This is a genomic window from Streptomyces sp. NPDC052301 (assembly GCF_044593395.1).
GTDB lineage: Bacteria > Actinomycetota > Actinomycetes > Streptomycetales > Streptomycetaceae > Streptomyces.
Map to the genome: position 1 here is coordinate 748443 of NZ_JBIUBE010000003.1, position 17549 is coordinate 765991.

Annotated in this window: 4 protein-coding genes; all 4 read left to right on the top strand. The window is 67.6% G+C overall.

The genetic code is table 11. The features are described from left to right. The first annotated feature begins 65 nt into the window (after positions 1-65). Genes ACIHEJ_RS10650 through ACIHEJ_RS10665 form a run of 4 tightly spaced genes read left to right on the top strand, consistent with a single transcriptional unit; the run spans position 66 to position 17513 of the window. Positions 66-3239 (top strand): DEAD/DEAH box helicase, encoded by a 3174-nt coding sequence (locus ACIHEJ_RS10650; protein WP_400133930.1) that lies wholly within the window; start codon positions 66-68, stop codon positions 3237-3239. Further along, on the top strand, positions 3236-8494 hold the full coding sequence (locus tag ACIHEJ_RS10655; protein WP_400133932.1) for a hypothetical protein: 5259 nt from the start codon (positions 3236-3238) through the stop codon (positions 8492-8494). Before ACIHEJ_RS10650 ends, ACIHEJ_RS10655 begins: the two co-directional genes overlap by 4 nt. Further along, positions 8491-15204: a DEAD/DEAH box helicase gene (locus ACIHEJ_RS10660; RefSeq protein ID WP_400133934.1), complete on the top strand. Its 6714-nt coding sequence runs from the start codon at positions 8491-8493 to the stop codon at positions 15202-15204. Before ACIHEJ_RS10655 ends, ACIHEJ_RS10660 begins: the two co-directional genes overlap by 4 nt. Beyond that, complete coding sequence (locus tag ACIHEJ_RS10665; protein ID WP_400133936.1) at positions 15201-17513, top strand: UvrD-helicase domain-containing protein; 2313 nt, start codon at positions 15201-15203, stop codon at positions 17511-17513. The genes ACIHEJ_RS10660 and ACIHEJ_RS10665 overlap by 4 nt, the downstream gene beginning before the upstream one ends. The last annotated feature ends 36 nt before the right edge of the window (positions 17514-17549 follow it).

Below are 17549 nucleotides of genomic sequence, written 5' to 3' on the forward strand. Positions count from 1 at the left end.
CGGTACAAAGGGCGGGCACGAGCACATCGCACATCACGAGCACACAGTCCACAGAGGAGCACCACGTGACCACGGCGATGCAGCCCGAGGTTCCTGAGGCGCGCGACGTCAATGAGGCGCGGTCGGCATATCCGGCAGGTGCGAAGCCGATCTTCGCTCCCGGCGCCCAGGTACGCATCCGCGACGAACAGTGGCTCGTGAAGTCCGTTGCCGAGTCCCGTGACGGACTGATGGTCGAGGTCAGCGGGGTGTCCTCGTTCGTCCGGGGCACGGACGCGGTGTTCTACTCCGGCCTTGACCAGATCGACGTACTCGATCCACGCAAGACCCGGCTCAAGCCCGACGACACCTCCAGGCACGCCAAGGCCCGCCTCTACCTGGAGGCGGTCATCCGTAAGACCGCGCTGCCACAGACCGAGCACGGCATCGCGCTCGCCGACTCTTTTCTCATGGACCGGCAGGAACACCAGCTGCGCCCCGCCGAGCTGGCGCTGTCCATGCGCAACCCGCAGCCCCGGCTGCTGATCGCCGACGTGGTGGGGCTGGGTAAGACGCTCGAGATCGGCATCACACTCGCGGAGCTGATCCGGCGCGGGCGCGGGGAGCGCATCCTCGTGGTCACGCCCGCCCATGTGCTGGAGCAGTTCCAGCGCGAGCTGTGGACCCGCTTCGCTCTGCCGTTGGTACGCCTGGACTCCACCGGCATTCAGCGCATCCAGCAGGAGATTCCAGCGGGCCGGAACCCGTTCGCCCACTTCAAGCGCGTCATCGTGTCCGTCGACACCCTCAAGTCGGCGACGTACGCCCATCACCTGGAGAGCATCACCTGGGACGCGGTGGTCATCGACGAGTCGCACAACCTCGTCAACAAGGGCACCCGCAACAACCGCCTCGCCCGCCGCCTCGCCGAGCAGACCGATGCGCTGATCCTGGCCTCCGCCACTCCCCACAACGGCGACGCCGAATCCTTCGCCGAGCTGATCCGGATGCTCGACCCGGCGGCGATCGCCGACCCCAAGAACTACAAGGTCGCCGACCTTGACCACCTCTACATCAGGCGCACCAAGACCGACCGTGAGGTGCGCGACGGCCTCAAGAACAAGCCCTGGGCCGAACGCGGCGACTCCCTGCCGGAGCCGGCTCCGGCGACGCCGAAGGAGGTCGCCGTCCTGGAGAAGCTCGCGAACGAATGGACGCCGGGCGACCCGAACCGTTCGTCGGTCTGCGCCGATCCCCTGGTCGGCTACAACTTCCTAAAGGCGTTCCTCTCCTCCCACGTTGCCCTGCGGGAATCCCTGGCCAACCGCCGTGCCTACCTGGACAACCCGAAGAGCGTCACGGCGAAGAGCAAGGCCAAGACCGCGCCCGACACCCCGGAACGGCGCGCCGCTCTCGCCGCCGAGAGCAAGGCCCTCGCGGAACTGGAGGCGCTGGTCGCGGACTTCACCGACCAGGACTCCGCCAAGCTCGACGCACTCGTCCGCATCCTCAGAGACCTCAAGGTTGGCCCTGCAGCCGAGCGGCGCGTCGTGATCTTCTCCGAGCGCGTCGACACCCTGGACTGGCTGGCCGAAGAGGTCCCGGCCCGGCTCGGCTTCAAGAAGAAGAACCTAGCCAAGCCCGACACGACGCGTCCGTGGAAGGCGTATGACGGCGTCGTCGAGGTCATGCACGGCGACACCACCAACGAGCAGCAACAGCGGGAGATCGTCGACCGTTTCGGCCGGCGCGAGGAGCCGGTGCGGCTGCTGTTCACCGGTGACATCGCCTCCGAGGGCGTCAACCTGCACCACCAGTGCCACGACCTCATCCACTACGACCTGCCCTGGTCCCTCATCCGCATCGAGCAGCGCAACGGACGTATCGACCGCTACGGGCAGGCGGTCAGCCCTGAGTTCCGCGCGCTCGTCCTCACCGCCGACGTGCCCTGGCGGCGCGACGAGGAGAGCGGGGAGATGCTCACGCTCGACGACCGGCTCGTCGGCGCCCGTCTGCTGCGCCGTGAGGAGCAGGCGCACGAGATCGAGACCGGCGAGGGCAGCGCCGAGGCTGTCACCGGTCTCTACGACCACAAGAAGGAAGAGGACCGTCTCACCCGCGACCTCATCAAGGGCGGCACCGTCGAACGCTCCATCAAGCAGTCCCAGCAGGAGTCCGGCGGTGTCCTGGCGGGGCTCCTCGCCGGCGCCAACGCCCGACTCTCCGACCCGACGGTCGCTCCGACCACTCTCGGCACGGCCGCAGTGCCCGAGGCCGATATACCACACGTCTTCGCCGACACTAAGGCGTACTTCCACACCGCCGTGGATCTCATCTACCCGCAGGCCGAGCGCGAGGCCCTCGACTGGAAGCCCGAGACGGCGGGCGGCCGTATCGAGTTCACGCCGCCCGACGACCTGCAGTACCGCTTCCGGGAGCTGCCGAAGTCGTACCTGGATCAGGAGAAGATCCTTACGACGTCCAAGTATGACGGCACGCTGCGTCTCACCTTCGACAAGCAGTACGCCGCCGACCGGCTGGAGGCCGCCCGCAACGCCAAGCAGGGCAAGACGGACGAGCCCACGTCCCAGTGGCCCAATGTCTCCTACGTCTCAGACATCCACCCCGTGCTCGACTGGGTGACGGACAAGGTCCTCGCCAAGCTCAAGTACGACGAGGCGTTCGTCCTCGCCTATCAGCCGGACGTCGGCAAGGCCAAACGGATCGACGCAGCTTTGCCGGCGGCCCTCACCGGCCCGGTCTACCTCCTCCAGGGCGTCTATTCCAACGCGGCCGGCAAGCCGACGGTCGTGGAGTGGATGGCCGTCACCGGCCTCGCCGAGTCCACGCCTCGCGTATGGCGCATGGACTCGGCGTTCCTCGCCGCCTGCGGCGTAGGCCCCGACATGCCCGGTCGCGCCCAGCCCGTCGACCCTGGCCTACTCAAGGAACTCGTTCCCGCGGCCGTCGACGCGGCCGAGACCCACCTGCGAGAGCGTCGCGCCGACTATGACAAGCAGGTCGACTCCTACCTGGCCCCGTATGAGGACCGGGTGCAGGTTTGGGAACAGGGCGCCCTGATCGCCGTAGGCAACCAGGAACGCCGCCGCAAGCAGGTGTACGACACGGCAGCCCGCCGGCGCGCCCTCGTACGCCGTCTGCGGACCGACGGAGACCCGATGCTGAGGGTCATTGGGGTCCTCGAACCCCTCCATCCCACCACCCTCTCCGCAGTACATGCCGAGGAGTCCGCGCGATGAGCTACACCTACGACTCCTTCGCCAATCGCGGCGAATACCTCTCCGCCCACTACTTCAGCGAGGAGCTGGAGAACACCCTCAAGAAGAGCAAGGCGGGCGACGAGGGCCTGTTCACCCTGTGGACCAGCCGCGAGACCGACCCCCACGACCCGCAACCCACTCCGCGCGAGCTCATCCCCCGGCTCCGCGGTGAGTACCTGGCCACCGTGCGCCCCTTCCTGGCCTCCCGCGCCCAGCAGGAAGAACTCGGCAGCACCTACGACGACCCCACGGGAGAGTGGGCCGAGCACCTCACTACCTGGCACACCGCTGTCCTCAAGGCCCTCGGTTACGGCGGTGACCGGCCCGATCCGATCACTGTGCACAACGCGGGCAGGGAGTACGAACTCCAGGTCGCTTGGCACGGCGACGACATCCTCGCCGTCGACTGCGGGTGGACCGCCAAACTGGACGACGCCCTCGACCCCGAGAAGGCCGGGCAGCTCCTCCACTTCCTCAAGACCGCCGACGGCCTCATCGAAGTCGGCGAGAAGCTGACGGGCTGGCTCTTCCAAAGCGAACTGCACGAGCCCGGCGGCGAGGGACCCCGCTTCATCCTGCTGCTCTGTGGTGGCGTACTCGTCCTCGCCGACCGCAACTCCTGGGCCGAAGGCCGCTATCTCGCTGCCAACCTGGACGCAGCCCTCGCCCGCAACGACACGGCGAAGGCCGGCGAACTCGCCCTCCTCTCCGCCCTCTTCGCCCACGACATGCTGGCGCCCCGCTCCGACGGCAAGGGTCGACGCATCGACGACCTGCTGAAGGCGTCCCGTGACAACGCCGTCGGCGTCAACTCCGAGCTGCGCAAGGGACTCCAGCGCTCGGTCGAGATCATCGCGAACGAGGTACTCGCCCGCCTGCGCGAGGCGGAGGTCGAGCCGCGGGAGATCGAGGACCTCAAGAAGGGCCCGTTCGCCAAGCAGCTCACCCGCGAATCCCTGCGCTACCTCTACCGCATCCTCTTCCTCCTCTATGCCGAGGCCCGCCCCGAGTTGGGCATCCTGCCCGCCGACGACTCGACGTACCAGACCGGGTACTCGATCGCCCGGCTGCGTGAACTGGTGGCGCGAGAGCGAAAGTTGGTCGATGAGGACAGCCGAGGCGGCTTCCACCTATACGCATCCCTCGATGTCCTCTTCAACAAGGTCAACTACGGCCACCGTCCGCACGGCACCGAAGCTGATGACGACAAGCTCCCCGAGGAACGCAGCGAACTGCGCGGCCTACGCTTCGAGCCGCTGCGCGGCGAGCTGTTCGACCCGAAGTCGATCACACTCATCGGTAGCCGTGTGCTGGACCCCCGCTGGGATGAGGACGAGGACGAGCAGCCACGATGGCTGGACTTGCGGCTGCGCAACGAGGCGTTGCACCAGGTTCTACGCCTGCTCACCATGAAGGAGGCCGGCCAGAAGGGCAGACAGGGCGGCTTCATCTCTTACCGCAACCTCGGCATCAACCAGCTTGGCGCCGTCTACGAGGGCCTGATGTCCTACACCGGCATCATCGCCGACAAGGAGCTAGCCGAGGTCGCAAGGCCGGGCGAGAAGCGGGGAGGCAAGCAGTACGGCGATCCGGAGAAGGGCTCGTGGCTGATTCCCGCGGACCGGCTGGGCGACTATCCGCAGCACACCTGGGTCGTCTACTCCGCCCAGGACGCCGAACAGCACGGCCTTCGCGGTCCGAAGAAGTACGCGGTGGGCGAGTACGTCTACCGGCTGGCTGGACGCGACCGTGAGACGTCCGCCTCGTACTACACGCCGGAGTCGTTGACAAAGGTCACCGTCGAACTGGCTCTCAAGCACCGGCTCACGGACGAGACGCGGGCGAGCGACCTCCTGAAGTACACGATCTGCGAGCCCGCGCTCGGCTCCGGCGCGTTCCTCAACGAGGCGATCAACCAGGTCGCCGACGAGTACCTCAAGCGGCGGCAGGAGGAGCTCGGCGTCAGCCTGGATACGTCGAAGGCGCTGGACGCGAAGCAGAAGGTCAAGGCGTACATCGCGCTGCACAACGCGTACGGCATCGACTTGAACGCGACGGGTGTCGAGCTCGCCGAGGTGTCGCTATGGCTGAACACCATGCACCCAGGTATGCGCGCACCATGGTTTGGACTGCACCTGCGGCGCGGCAACTCGCTGATCGGGGCGCGGCGTTGGGTGTACGAAGCGGACCGCATCAAGAACGAGCGGACCGTCGGCGGTACGACGCCGGTCAAGTTGCCGTTCCGCGACACGGAGGGCGATGGCGCGGAGCAGGCGCTGCCCGAGGGGGCGGTGCACCAGTTCCTGCTGCCCACGCCGGGGTGGGGCGCGGTCGCCTTGGTCAAACCAGCAAATCCTGCGGGCAAGCTCATCGGGCAGTCGGCCAAGCCGGAACTCGACCGACTTACCGAATGGCGAAAAGCGGTAGGCGCCAAACCGAAGACGACGGGCGGCAAGGGGAGCCAGCTCGCCCGGCTGCAGGAGGCAGCCAAGCGGGTGGAATTCCTGTGGCAACTCGTCGCCAAGCGGATGGAGCTGAGTGAGCGCGAGATTGCCCGCACCATCGACGTGTGGGGGACTGGGCGGGAGGAGGATGCGGAGGAGTACGCGTTCCTACGCCGTGACAAGAGGAACACGGACGGGGAATCCTTGCCGCTGACCAAGGAGCAGGTCTTCCAGGACTTGTTCGAGGCAGAAGGTTCTCCGTACTGGCGGCTCAAGCAGGTCATGGACGCGTGGTGTGCGCTGTGTTTCTGGCCGCTGGATCAGGTGGGGCTGCTCGATGGGACGGACGCGGAGTACGAGACGCCACCGGTGGTGGCGGTCGATGCGCTGTTGTCGTCGGGGGTGCCGCAGGTGGGCGAGATGGAACCTGAGCCTGCACCTCAGTACGTCGAGAGTGGGCTGCTGTTCGCGCTGAACGGGGACCAGTTGGCCTTCGGAGAGAGCGCGGACGAGAGTGAACTGGTCGAGAAGAAGCGGGTCAAAAGGCGTCGTGAGCCGGCGGCGCCGAAGAAGGGCGGCGGGACGGCACAGCGCCGCCCCGTCATCGCTCTGAAGGACCTGGACGACTGGCTTGCCTTCCTGGAATCCATGGTTGGTACTGGTTCGGTCCCGGAGGAAACGTTCGCCACCTCCGTTGACTCCCTGGAGGAGCTGAAGGTCCTCGAAGGGGCCATCCAGGGCGAAATGGGCATGGACGATGCTCGAAAGGCCGTGGAGACGCGATATCCGTGGATGCGGGTAGTGCGGGATATCGCGAAGGAACAGGGGTTCCTGCATTGGGAACTGGACTTTACGGGTGTATTCGCGAGCGAAGCGGGAGGTTTCGACCTCCAGGTCGGGAACCCGCCCTGGGTGGAGATCAAGTTCAACCGTACGGCCAGTTTCTCCGAGTTCGAACCCCACCTGACGCTGCAGGAAATCCTTACCAAGGAGCGCGAGGCAGAGTTGCGCGAGCGTGTCCTGCAGGTGCCCGAGTGGCGCATCCGGGTACTCCGAGACGCGGCCACGGACACGGCACTGGCGAGCTTCTACTCCAGTGCGGTCGTGTACCCGATCCTCGCGGGGACACCGGCGCACCTGCACCCGCGCTTCATGAGCCAATGCTGGGACCATGCGGCCGCGACGGGGGCCATCGGGCTCGTACACCCCGATGGTCACCTGAAAGGGAAGCAGAACCGGCGCATCCGTGCGGAAGCGTATCGCCGGCTGCGGGTGCACGGAGCCTTTGTGAATGTCGCGAATTGGGCCTTCCCACGACCTGTTGGAGACAAGAAGGACTTTGCAGCCAACATCTACGGCCCTCGTCAAGAGGTCAACTTCAAGCACCTAAGCTTCCTCTACAGGGCCGATGTGCTCACAGATTCCCTGCGGCACGACGGATCTGGTCCGGAACCGGGTCTAAGGTTCGACGGGCAGTACGACACCCGGCCGCACCGGGCGCGGATCATCAACGTGAACGCAGAGACTCTCGCCCTGTGGAGTGAGCAGCAAGGCGGCGAGTTCCCGGCGGCGGAGGCGGAGATGATGTATCCGCTGACGCAGAGTGAGCAGAATGCGGTCGCTCTGATGGCGAAATATCCCGTCCGGCTCTCCCGCGACGAGATCAGCATGAGCCGTGGCTACGACGAAGAGCGCGACCGTACTGCGGGATACATCAACTACCGAAGCCAGCGTCCAGATGCCTGGGATGAAGCGATCCTGCACGGCCCGCACATCGGTCCTGGAACGCCCTTCTGCAAGGAAGACCCCGAGCTTAGATCAGAGGGGGCGCGGATCGACCTGACCACAATCCCAGCCGACTTCATTCCCGCCACTAAGATGGCCAGGTCATGCGATCGGGACAGGTTCGAGTCCATGGCTATGGTGTGGAGGGACTGGCAGGGGCAGCCACACGCCCGCCACTACCGCTTGGCCTTCCGGCGCCGGAACGATGGAAAGACGGAGAGGGTTCTGCAAGCCGGGATCATTCCTCCAGGGCCCACCCATGTATATGGCGTCCTCAGTCTTGCCTTCCGGAATTGGCGGCATTTGCTGCTAGTCGCTGGCTTCTGGTCGGCGATTCCACTGGACTATATGCTGCGGGCCTTCGGAATCAAGGACCTCCTCGAACCCGGCATCCAGCGGCTCCCCGCTCCTTCCCCGAACCACCCGTTGTCGGGAGCCCTGGCCGTCAGGTCGGCCCGCCTGAACTGTCTCTCGAGTGCCTACGCAGACCTGTGGGAGTCGGAGTTCCGTTTCTCCTGGCTTCGCGAGGAGTGGGCAAATCCGTGGACAGGCCTGCCCCCGCTGAACGCGGTGGAACCCCGCTGGTCATGGAGCACGCCACTGCGCACGGAGTTCGAACGCCGCGCCGCGCTCGTTGAGCTAGACGCGCTGGTCGCTGTGTGGATGGGGCTTCCCGCAGACGCACTTGTCGCGGCGTACCAAGCACGCCTGGACGTGCTGTCCGCCCGCGAGGAGCAGATGTACTTCGACGCGCACGGGCGGCAACTCGCGTCGGACAGGTGGGTTTTTGGCACCGGGCAGACCGCCGAGCACTGGAAGGCCCTGGTGGAGCATCTGGCCGCACCCGACGCCAGTCCTGTCCCCGACGGCTACACCGCCCCCTTCTACAAGGCCGACCGAGAACGCGAAATGCGTGAAGCCCATGCCTACTTCAAGCGACGCCTTGACGAGGCCGTCGCCCAGGGCCTGTGGGACCCGGAGAAGATGGAGGTCCCGACCCCGTGAGGCCGACTCTCGAAGCACAGGGACTCAAGGAGAGCCTGCTCCAGTACCTGTCCACGACGTACGGCCTCGCGGACGAGGGCGCCCGTAAGGCGCTGAACGCCTTCCTCGGGGACGAGACGACGGGCATGTTCCGCGGCCCGTACCTCCGCCTGCGTACCCCCTTCACCCCGGCCGACGACGGCTGGCAGCAGCACCTGGACTGGGTCCGTACCGACGACTGGACGCCGTACGCGCACCAGGCCCGCGCCTTTGCCCGGCTCACCTCCAAGGACGGCCACACACCTCAGCCCACGCTCGTCACGACAGGCACCGGCTCCGGCAAGACCGAGTCGTTCCTGTACCCCGTTCTCGATCACTGTGCCCGCGAGCGCGCGGCTGGGAACAACGGGGTCAAGGCGGTCTTCCTGTACCCAATGAACGCCCTGGCCACCGACCAGGCGGCCCGCATCAACGATCTGCTCACCGATTACGACGAGTTGAGCGGTGTCCGCGCTGGTCTGTACATCGGGGAGAAGGCGGCGACGCACTACGACCGTGTCTACACCCGCCGCCAGGACATGCAGTTGTCCCCGCCGGACATCCTGATCACCAACTACAAGATGCTCGACTTGCTCCTGCAGCGTGCCGCCGATGCCCCACTGTGGGATGGCAGCGACATCCGCTACGTGGTCGTCGACGAGTTCCACACCTACGACGGCGCGCAGGGCACGGACGTCGCCATGCTGCTGCGTCGCCTCGCCATCGCCGTCGATGCCAACCAGCCCGGTAAGCCGCTCGGCTCGATCACCCCCGTCGCCACCTCCGCGACCCTTGCCTCCGGTACCGATGAGGACGGGGTACAGCAACTCCTCTCCGTGGCCACCAACGTCTTCGGCACGGAGTTCACCGAGGACGCGATCGTCGGCGAGGACCGGCTGACGGTCGACGAGTTTATCCTGGGCGAGGACGAGTCGATCCCGGACGCGAGATTCCTCCCTGGTCAGGCGACGCCCCCCGAGACCCTCACTGCCCTGCCGGATCCGGCATCCGGCCCCGAAGAACTCGCGGACCTCGCCGAGGCCGTCACCGGAAGCCGGATCACTGATCCGGTCGCCCTCGGCGCCACGCTCAAGCGCAATCGGCTCACGTACGCCGTTCTGAACGCCTTCGACGGCACGGTGCGCACCTACTACGAGGTGCTTGACGTGATGCGCCGCAGTGGGGCGAAGAGCTGGGACGAGGCGATCACGACACGGCCCCAAATCGCCGGGCTGGCACTCGCCCGCTTCGTCGCGCTGCTGTCCGTGGCGCGTGACCCTGACGCGCCGGCCGCGATCAGCCGCCCCTTTGTCCAGGTCGAGGTGCATCAGTGGGCGCGGTCCGTCACCCGCATGCTGCGTGGCGTGCTGCCGTGGCCGAAGGCCGAGTTCGCGTGGGACACGGCCGGGGTGCAGAGCCGGTCGCGTACGACACCGGACACCACCACCTCCCGCGACACCAAGGTCTTCCTGCCTGCGGTGTACTGCCGCGAGTGCGGGCGTTCGGGATGGTCGGTCCTTGCCCCCGAGTCGGACTTCGAGGAGCTGAACTTCGAGGCCCACAAGATCCGCCGGGCTACCGTCACCGCTGAGAAGGCCAAGGTGCGCACCCTGGTGGCGGCCACCGACAACGAGGCCCGTGAGGGCAATGGCCGTACCGCCATGGACCCGGCGGCGCAGAGGTCGCTGACCACCGGCGGCGCGGGAGTGCTCATGGTGCTCGACGGCCTGTCCCAGCGCCTGCGGCTGCCCGACCCCCAGGGCGACTACGACGACGAGGGCACCCCGGCGCCCGCCGGCCCCGACTCCGCCTTTGTCCTCGTCCAGCTCGGCGACACGGCGGAACGCGCCGCCAAGGACGACTGGTGCCCTGCCTGCGGCACCCACAACGTGATCCGCTTCGTCGGTACGGGTGCCGCCGCGCTCGCCGCCGCCTCCGTCACCCAGCTGTTCACCGGCGGGGAGATGGACAAGAAGCAGCGTGAGACGAAGACGCTGATGTTCAATGACTCGGTGCAGGACGCCGCGCACCGGGCCGGTTTCGTCGCCTCCCGCTCGTACACCTTCTCCTTGCGGGCCCTGTTCACCAAGCACCTGAGCGAACAGCAGCCCAGCGCCCTCAACGACCTCGTCGCCGACGTCGTCGCGGCCACCACTGACCGTGAGACACTCGCCGCCGTCGTCCCGCCGGACCTCCACGACGACACGGGCGTAGCACGCCTGCTGTCCGGCCAAGGACGGGGCGGGGACAAGAAGACCTGGGACCTGATCGGTGAACGGTTCGCGTTCGAGGCCGTCATGGAGTTCGGCCACCGCTCCCGCAACGGCCGTACCCTCGAACTGACCCGTACCTCAGCCGCCTGGGTGGACATCCCCGACGAGCAGGCGGCCGTGGCGCTCGTACGCGTCGCTCATGAGGAGGCCGCCCACCGCGGGTTGACGCTCACCGAACACGACGACGCCCGCTATCTGGCCCTTCTGCGCGGCCTGTTGGAGCGGCTGCGTACGCGTGGGGCGGTTGGGCACCGGTGGCTGGAGAAGTTCCTCGACGAGGCGGGCACCAGCCGCTACTTCATCTGGGGAGGGCGCCCGCGCGGCATGAAGGCCTTCCCCAAGGGGGTCTCCGCACCGAGCTTCCTGCTCGCGCGGCCCAAGCCGAGCAGCGAGTTCGACTTCGCCGCCGGACGTCTGTCCTGGTACCAGACCTGGGCCCAGCGCTGCCTCGACATGACCCGCGAGCAGGCCGACGAGTTCTGGGTGCGGCTTTTGCCCCGGCTAACCGACGCCGGGCTGCTCGCTGCGCGCACCCCGAGCGACACGGCCGCCCGTCTGTACGGCCTTCAGCCGGGTGCCATCCGGCTGCAGTTGCTGACCGACTCCCAGGTTAACGAGGCGTATGTGCGCTGCCCGAAGTGCTTCTGGGAGCAGACCGTCCATCCCTCGCTGTTGGCGCAGTATCACGGGCAGCCCTGTCAGGCGTATCGCTGCGCGAAGGGGCGGCTGGTAGCGGGTGATCGGTGGCTGGAGACCGTGGACCGGCACGACCGGGACCGCGACTACCGCGACGACTACTACCGCCGCCTGTACCGGCGAGCGGGTACCTACCAGGTCATCACCGCCGAGCACACCGGTCTGCTTTCCCGCGGCAAGCGAGAACGCGTCGAGGACGCCTTCCGCAACGGCCAAGGATTCAACGACCCCAACGTGCTGTCCTGCACGCCCACCCTGGAGATGGGCATCGACATCGGTGACCTGTCCGCCGTCGTCCTGGGCGCCCTGCCGCGCCGTACGGCCAACTATGCCCAGCAGGCTGGTCGGGCCGGACGCCGTACGGGAAATGCCTTCCTGCTGACCATTCCCGACCGCAAGCGCCGCGACCTGTACTTCCTCGACCGGCCACGAGACATGATCGACGGACGGATCGTGCCGCCGGGCTCGTATCTGTCGGCCATCGAAATCCTGCGTCGTCAGTACACCGCCCACCTCCTCGATCTCGCGGCGCGGGGACGGCTGCTGCGCGAGGACGGCAGGCCGCTGGCCGCGCTGTCGCGCCGGGTCGACGAGCTCTTCGGCCCCTCCGGCTACCTCGCCGACTTCACCGACGCCGCCCTCGCCCACGGCGAGGAACTCGTCGCCGGCTTCCTCGATCTGTTTCCGACCGGCGTGAGCGACACCGCCAAGGCGGAGCTGGAGAAGTACGCGGTCCGCGGCATCCGGAGCGCGATCGAGAAGGCCGAGCGGGAGTGGGAGCGCGAGAACCAGAAGCTGCGCACCCGTATCCGTACGATCCGTTCCGCGATCGACGAGCTCAAGGACGGCGACGACGAACAGGCGGATACGAAGGCGGAGCTGGAGGCCGAGCTCGGCGCCATCTCCAAGCAGGGCGCCACGCGCCAGCGTCAGCCCGCCCAGACCGTGCTGTGCGACCTCGGCCTGCTGCCCAACTATGCCCTCATCGACGCCACGACCACCCTCGACGCCACCGTCTTCTGGCCCGAGGGCACCACACCGGAAGGCCGGCCCCGCTACAAGTCGAAGTCGTTCTCATACGGGCGACCGCGCGGCTTCGCCCTGTCCGAACTCGCCCCCGGCAACACCTTCTACGCCGAGGGCTACAAGCACCGGATCACCGGTATCGACATCGTCACAGGCCGGGACCAGGACTGGCGTCACTGGCGCTTCTGCCCCTCGTGCGGCTACGTCCGCACCGAGAACGCCGAGAACGACATCACGCCCTGCCCGCGCTGCGGGGAGACGGGCATCGCCGACTCCGGCAGCCTGTGGCAGATCGTCCAGCCCAGCGTCGTGACAGCCCGCGACAAGCGGGAGGACGCCAGGATCGGCGACGAGAGCGACGACCGCGACCGCCGCTTCTACACCGTCGTCGACATGGTCGACATCCACCCCGACCACTTCGCCAAGGGCAAGTCCTGGCGGCACACCAAAGAGATCTTCGGCGTCGACTACACCCGCCGTGCCGTCATCCGCCGTATCAACACCGGACCGCTCAGCATCGGCGCCCAGGAGAACGACCAGCTAGCCGGGAAGCCGGTGCGGATTGCCCCCTTCCACGTGTGCACGGCCTGCGGAGCCGCTAGTGCCGACGGACGGCCGGTCTTCGACGACGACCGGGACGCCGTCGACAGCTCCGCCAACCGCCAGCGCGAACTCAAGCATCACACTCCCTGGTGCGCGCTGCGGCGCGGCAAGAAGGGCGTACCCCAGGAACCGGTCCTGCTCGCCCACGAGCTGGAAACCGAAGCGCTGCGCATCCTGCTGCCGGCTGCGACCGTCCTCGTCGAGGAGAAGGTCCACTCCTTCCAGGCGGCCCTGCGCTTGGGAGTGGACGGCGCTTTCGGCGGCGACCCGCAGCACCTCGCCACCACCCTCGCGACCATGCCGGACCGTGACACCGCGGAGAAACGGCACTTCCTGGTCCTGTACGACCGCCTCCCGCACGGCACCGGCTACCTGGACCGGCTCACCGACCCCGCCGCCTTCCGGCAGGTGCTGGAGGGCGCGCGCCGGCTGCTCGTGGAGTGCCCCTGCAACGAGGAGGGCGGGCCGGCCTGCCACCGCTGTCTGTACCTCTACGCCGACGAGCAGTACATCGAGCGCGTCTCCCGCCAGGCCGCCCTGGAGATCCTCGACGAACTCCTGGGCACTGACACCGACGCCTGGCACACCAAGAAAGTCGGCAACACGGATCAGATCGGTCTGGACGGGCAGGTCGAGTCCGATCTGGAGGCACGCTTCCTCAGGGCCCTGCGCGGGTGGGCCGGACAGCGCGGCGACGCCGTGCTGGAGGAGAGCGGTGACAACAGCGCCTATCTGCGTCTTGACGAGGTCGGCACCGTTCACGGCTGGCGTCTGACCGCCCAGCGCAACGAGGGTTACACCCGTACCGACTTCACCTTCGAACGCGTTGACGGCTCCAAGCAGAAGATCACCGTCTACCTCGACGGACACCGTTTCCACGCCACCCGTCGGCACAATCGGCTTGCCGGCGACGCCGACAAGCGCAACCGGCTCCGGGCCGAAGGGCGTGCCGTCTTCCAGCTCACCTGGGACGACCTCGACGCCTTCGAGCGGCAGACGAACACGGCGGAGTCCGCCGAGGGGCGGGAGGCGGCCGAGCCGGTGTGGCCGCCGTACCCGCGCAGTGCCCAGGACCTCGCCAAGCAGCTCTATGCCGACCGTGGCGGCGACGACCTCGCAGCCGCCGCCTTCACCGACCCGATGACCATGCTCCTCGCCTATCTGCGCAGTCCGGACGACGCGGCCTGGGGTAAGAGGGCATCAGCTATGGTCGGCGGGCTCCTCGGGACAGGCCAGGAGATCCTTGTCGGCAGCGGCACCCCGGACCAGACGCGCCAGACGCTCAGCGGCCTCCTCGACGCCTGGGGCCGCACCGACGGCATCGACCCGGCGCCCGTCCAGGGCACCGGCACGCTCAACCTGTTCCAGACCTGCGACCAGTCCGGTCTTCCCATCGCTTTCCTCGTCGATGCGGCCACCAGCCGCTGGTCCGCCCTGGCCTGCCTCGACGACACCGCACCCGACCAGCTCGGCACGCCCGAACACAAGGCGCGCTGGCGCGCCTGGCTCCAGTGGTCCAACATCCTGCAGTTCCTCGCCCACGACGGCGGCGACGGCATTCAACTCACCACAGCCACCGCAGCAGGCTTTGACATCTCGGTCCTCAAGGCCTTCGGCGGCCTCGGTGAACTCGAATCCCTCGTCGTGCGGTACGGCACCGGCGCACCCGTACCGCAGCCCGTGCCCGCGGAGGCCTCTAACGAGACTGCTCTCGAAGCAGCGGTGCGGGATTTGCTGTGGGACCGGGAGATCCTCGAATACCTCGACGAGGACGAACCCGAAGCCTCCCTCACCCGCCTCGCCCACATCTTGGCCGACGGCGGCAAGAAGGCCCCCGCTTACGGCTACGAGCTCGGCGAACGCGGTTGGCTCGCCGACTTCGTCTGGGACCACGGCACCCCGCGGATCGCCGTCATGGCAGAGCCCTACGACCAGGAGGACGAGGAGAGCGACAAGACCTGGAGCGCCTACCGTGACGCCGGGTTCACCATCCGCTCGGCTGACGACTGGCTTGCCGACCTCGACGCTCTGCTGAGCGTGCTCCCCGACGCCACCGCCCGTCCCGACTCCGAAGAACAGAGTGCCGCACGATGACCGCACGCCTGAGCCTCTATCAGAAGGCCGAGAACGAGCTCTACAAGATGGACTCGTCGGTCAAGACGAAGTTCTACGACTTCTGCCACCAGTTCCGTCTCGACCCCGATCACCCCAGCCTCGACTTCAAGCCTCTTAAGGGCGACGGCCGGATCTTCCGCGCCAAGATTGACCGTTCGTACCGGGCGCTGCTGGCCCGGGCGGGGGTCGGCGCTGATGGCGTTCAGCAGTGGCTGATCGTCGCCGTCCGCCACCGCAAGGACGTCTACGAAGAACTCACCGTCGCCATCAACCGGATCACCGGCGAGATCGAGTTTGTCGATCTCGGCGTCGTCGGTCAGAGCGTCCTCCAGCGCGCGGGACTCCAACTCACGCCGGCCCAGGACGAGCACACCGCACCGGCCGAGCCCACGCCTGCGCCAGTCGTGACGCCACAACCGGCTGCCCCCGCCGAACCGCTCCTCGTGGGCTGCACCCCCGAGGACCTGCGCCGGCTTGGTGTCGCCGACGCCCTCATCGGCCCGGCCCTCGCCGTCACGACCGACGAGGAATTCGACCAGCTCATCGCCGGCGCCCCGCGCCTGACCGCCGAGGTCCTCACCGGCCTTGGCTCCGGCATGTCCGTCGACGAGGTCGAGCGTGAGATCACCCAGCCTGCCTCCACCGAGCTCCAACCGGGCTTCGAGAACGACATGGCAGCGGCCCTCACCCGTACCGCGGTCACCACGGTCGACGACGACATCCGCAACGTCCTGGCCGAGGGCGACTTCCGAGCCTGGAAGGTCTACCTCCACCCCACCCAGCGTAAGATCGTCGAACGGAACTACAGCGGCCCCGGCCGGGTCAGCGGCGGCCCCGGCACCGGCAAGACCATCGTCGCCCTGCACCGGGTCGCCCGCCTCGCCGCGGCCCTGCCGCCCGGCCACGGCAAGCCGATCCTGCTGACCACGTACACCAAGAACCTCACCGCCGACCTGCGTTCCCGGCTCACCTCGCTCATGGACCCGGCGCTGCTCGGTCGCGTGGACATCAAGCACATCGACCAGCTCGCCCAGAGCGTCCTCAACGAGAACACCGCGCCCGGGGCACAGCGCAGCTTGATCACCGATGACCGGGCGCTAGACGTGCTGCGCGAGGTCCTCTTCGAACACGACGAGCAGCGTTGGGACGCCGAGTTCCTCTTCGACGAATGGGAGCAGATCGTCCTGGGCCAGTCCCTCGGTACCCGTCAGGACTACTTCAAGGCCCGTCGCGCCGGTATGGGCCGCGCCCTCAACCGCCCCGAACGCGCCGTCGTCTGGAAACTGCTCGACCAGTTCGCCCTGCGCCTCAACGGCATGGGCCGGGAGACCTGGGCCCAGGCCGCCGAGCGCGCGGCGCGGTACGAGATGGAACGCGCCCGCAAGATCCAGACGCGGGCCGAGCGCAAGGCCGACATCGGCGGCGGCGACCTGGCCCACCTCGACGACAACAGCTCCGCGGTGCGTTACCTGCGTCACCGCTACCGTCACATCGTCGTCGACGAGGCCCAGGACCTCAGCCCCGCCCACTGGAAGATGCTGCGCGCCATGGTCGCCTCCGGCCCCGACGACCTGTTCATCGCCAGCGACACCCACCAGCGGATCTACGACCGGCAAGTCACCCTTTCCACCGTCGGCATCAACATCCGCGGTGGCCGCTCCTCGAAACTGACGCTGAGCTACCGCACCACCCAGGAGATCCTCGACCAGGCCGCCAAGGTCGTCCGTGGGGGCACCTACGACGACCTCGACGACGGCACCGACACCCTCGACGGCTACCACTCCCTGCTACACGGCCCTGCCCCCGAGTACGTCGCCTGCGCCGACTGGACCGACGAGATCACTCAGCTCGCCGAAGCCCTCAAACAGTGGCGCGCGGACATCACGCAGCCCACCGAAGACGGCACCGTACGCGACCCCAGCGGCACCATGGCCGTTTGCGTCGCCGACGGCGACATGGCCGGCCGCGTCGCGGCCGACCTGGAGACGAAGCACGGCATCACCACAGCGACCCTCACCAAGGAGGGCCCGCAAGGTGGCGGCGACGTTCACATCGGAACGATGCACCGCTTCAAAGGACTTGAGTACCAGAAGCTCGCGGTCATCGGCGCGAGCGACGGCATCCTCCCGCGCACCGCCCTCGTCGAGAAGTACGAGACGACCGACCCCAAGCGGTACGAACGCGAACTCAAGAAGAGCCGTAACCAGCTGTTCGTCGCCACTACCCGAGCCCGCGACGCACTGCGCATCTCCTGGCAGGGCAAACCTAGCCCGTTTCTACCCTTGTAGGCCCGGGGCGACTATAAGCCGCTACGGGAGGGCGGG

Bases quoted from the DNA above. Each gene is read 5' to 3' on its own strand.
- ACIHEJ_RS10655 (WP_400133932.1), top strand. From the start codon at position 3,236: ATGAGCTACACCTACGACTCCTTCGCCAATCGCGGCGAATACCTCTCC.
- ACIHEJ_RS10665 (WP_400133936.1), top strand. From the start codon at position 15,201: ATGACCGCACGCCTGAGCCTCTATCAGAAGGCCGAGAACGAGCTCTAC.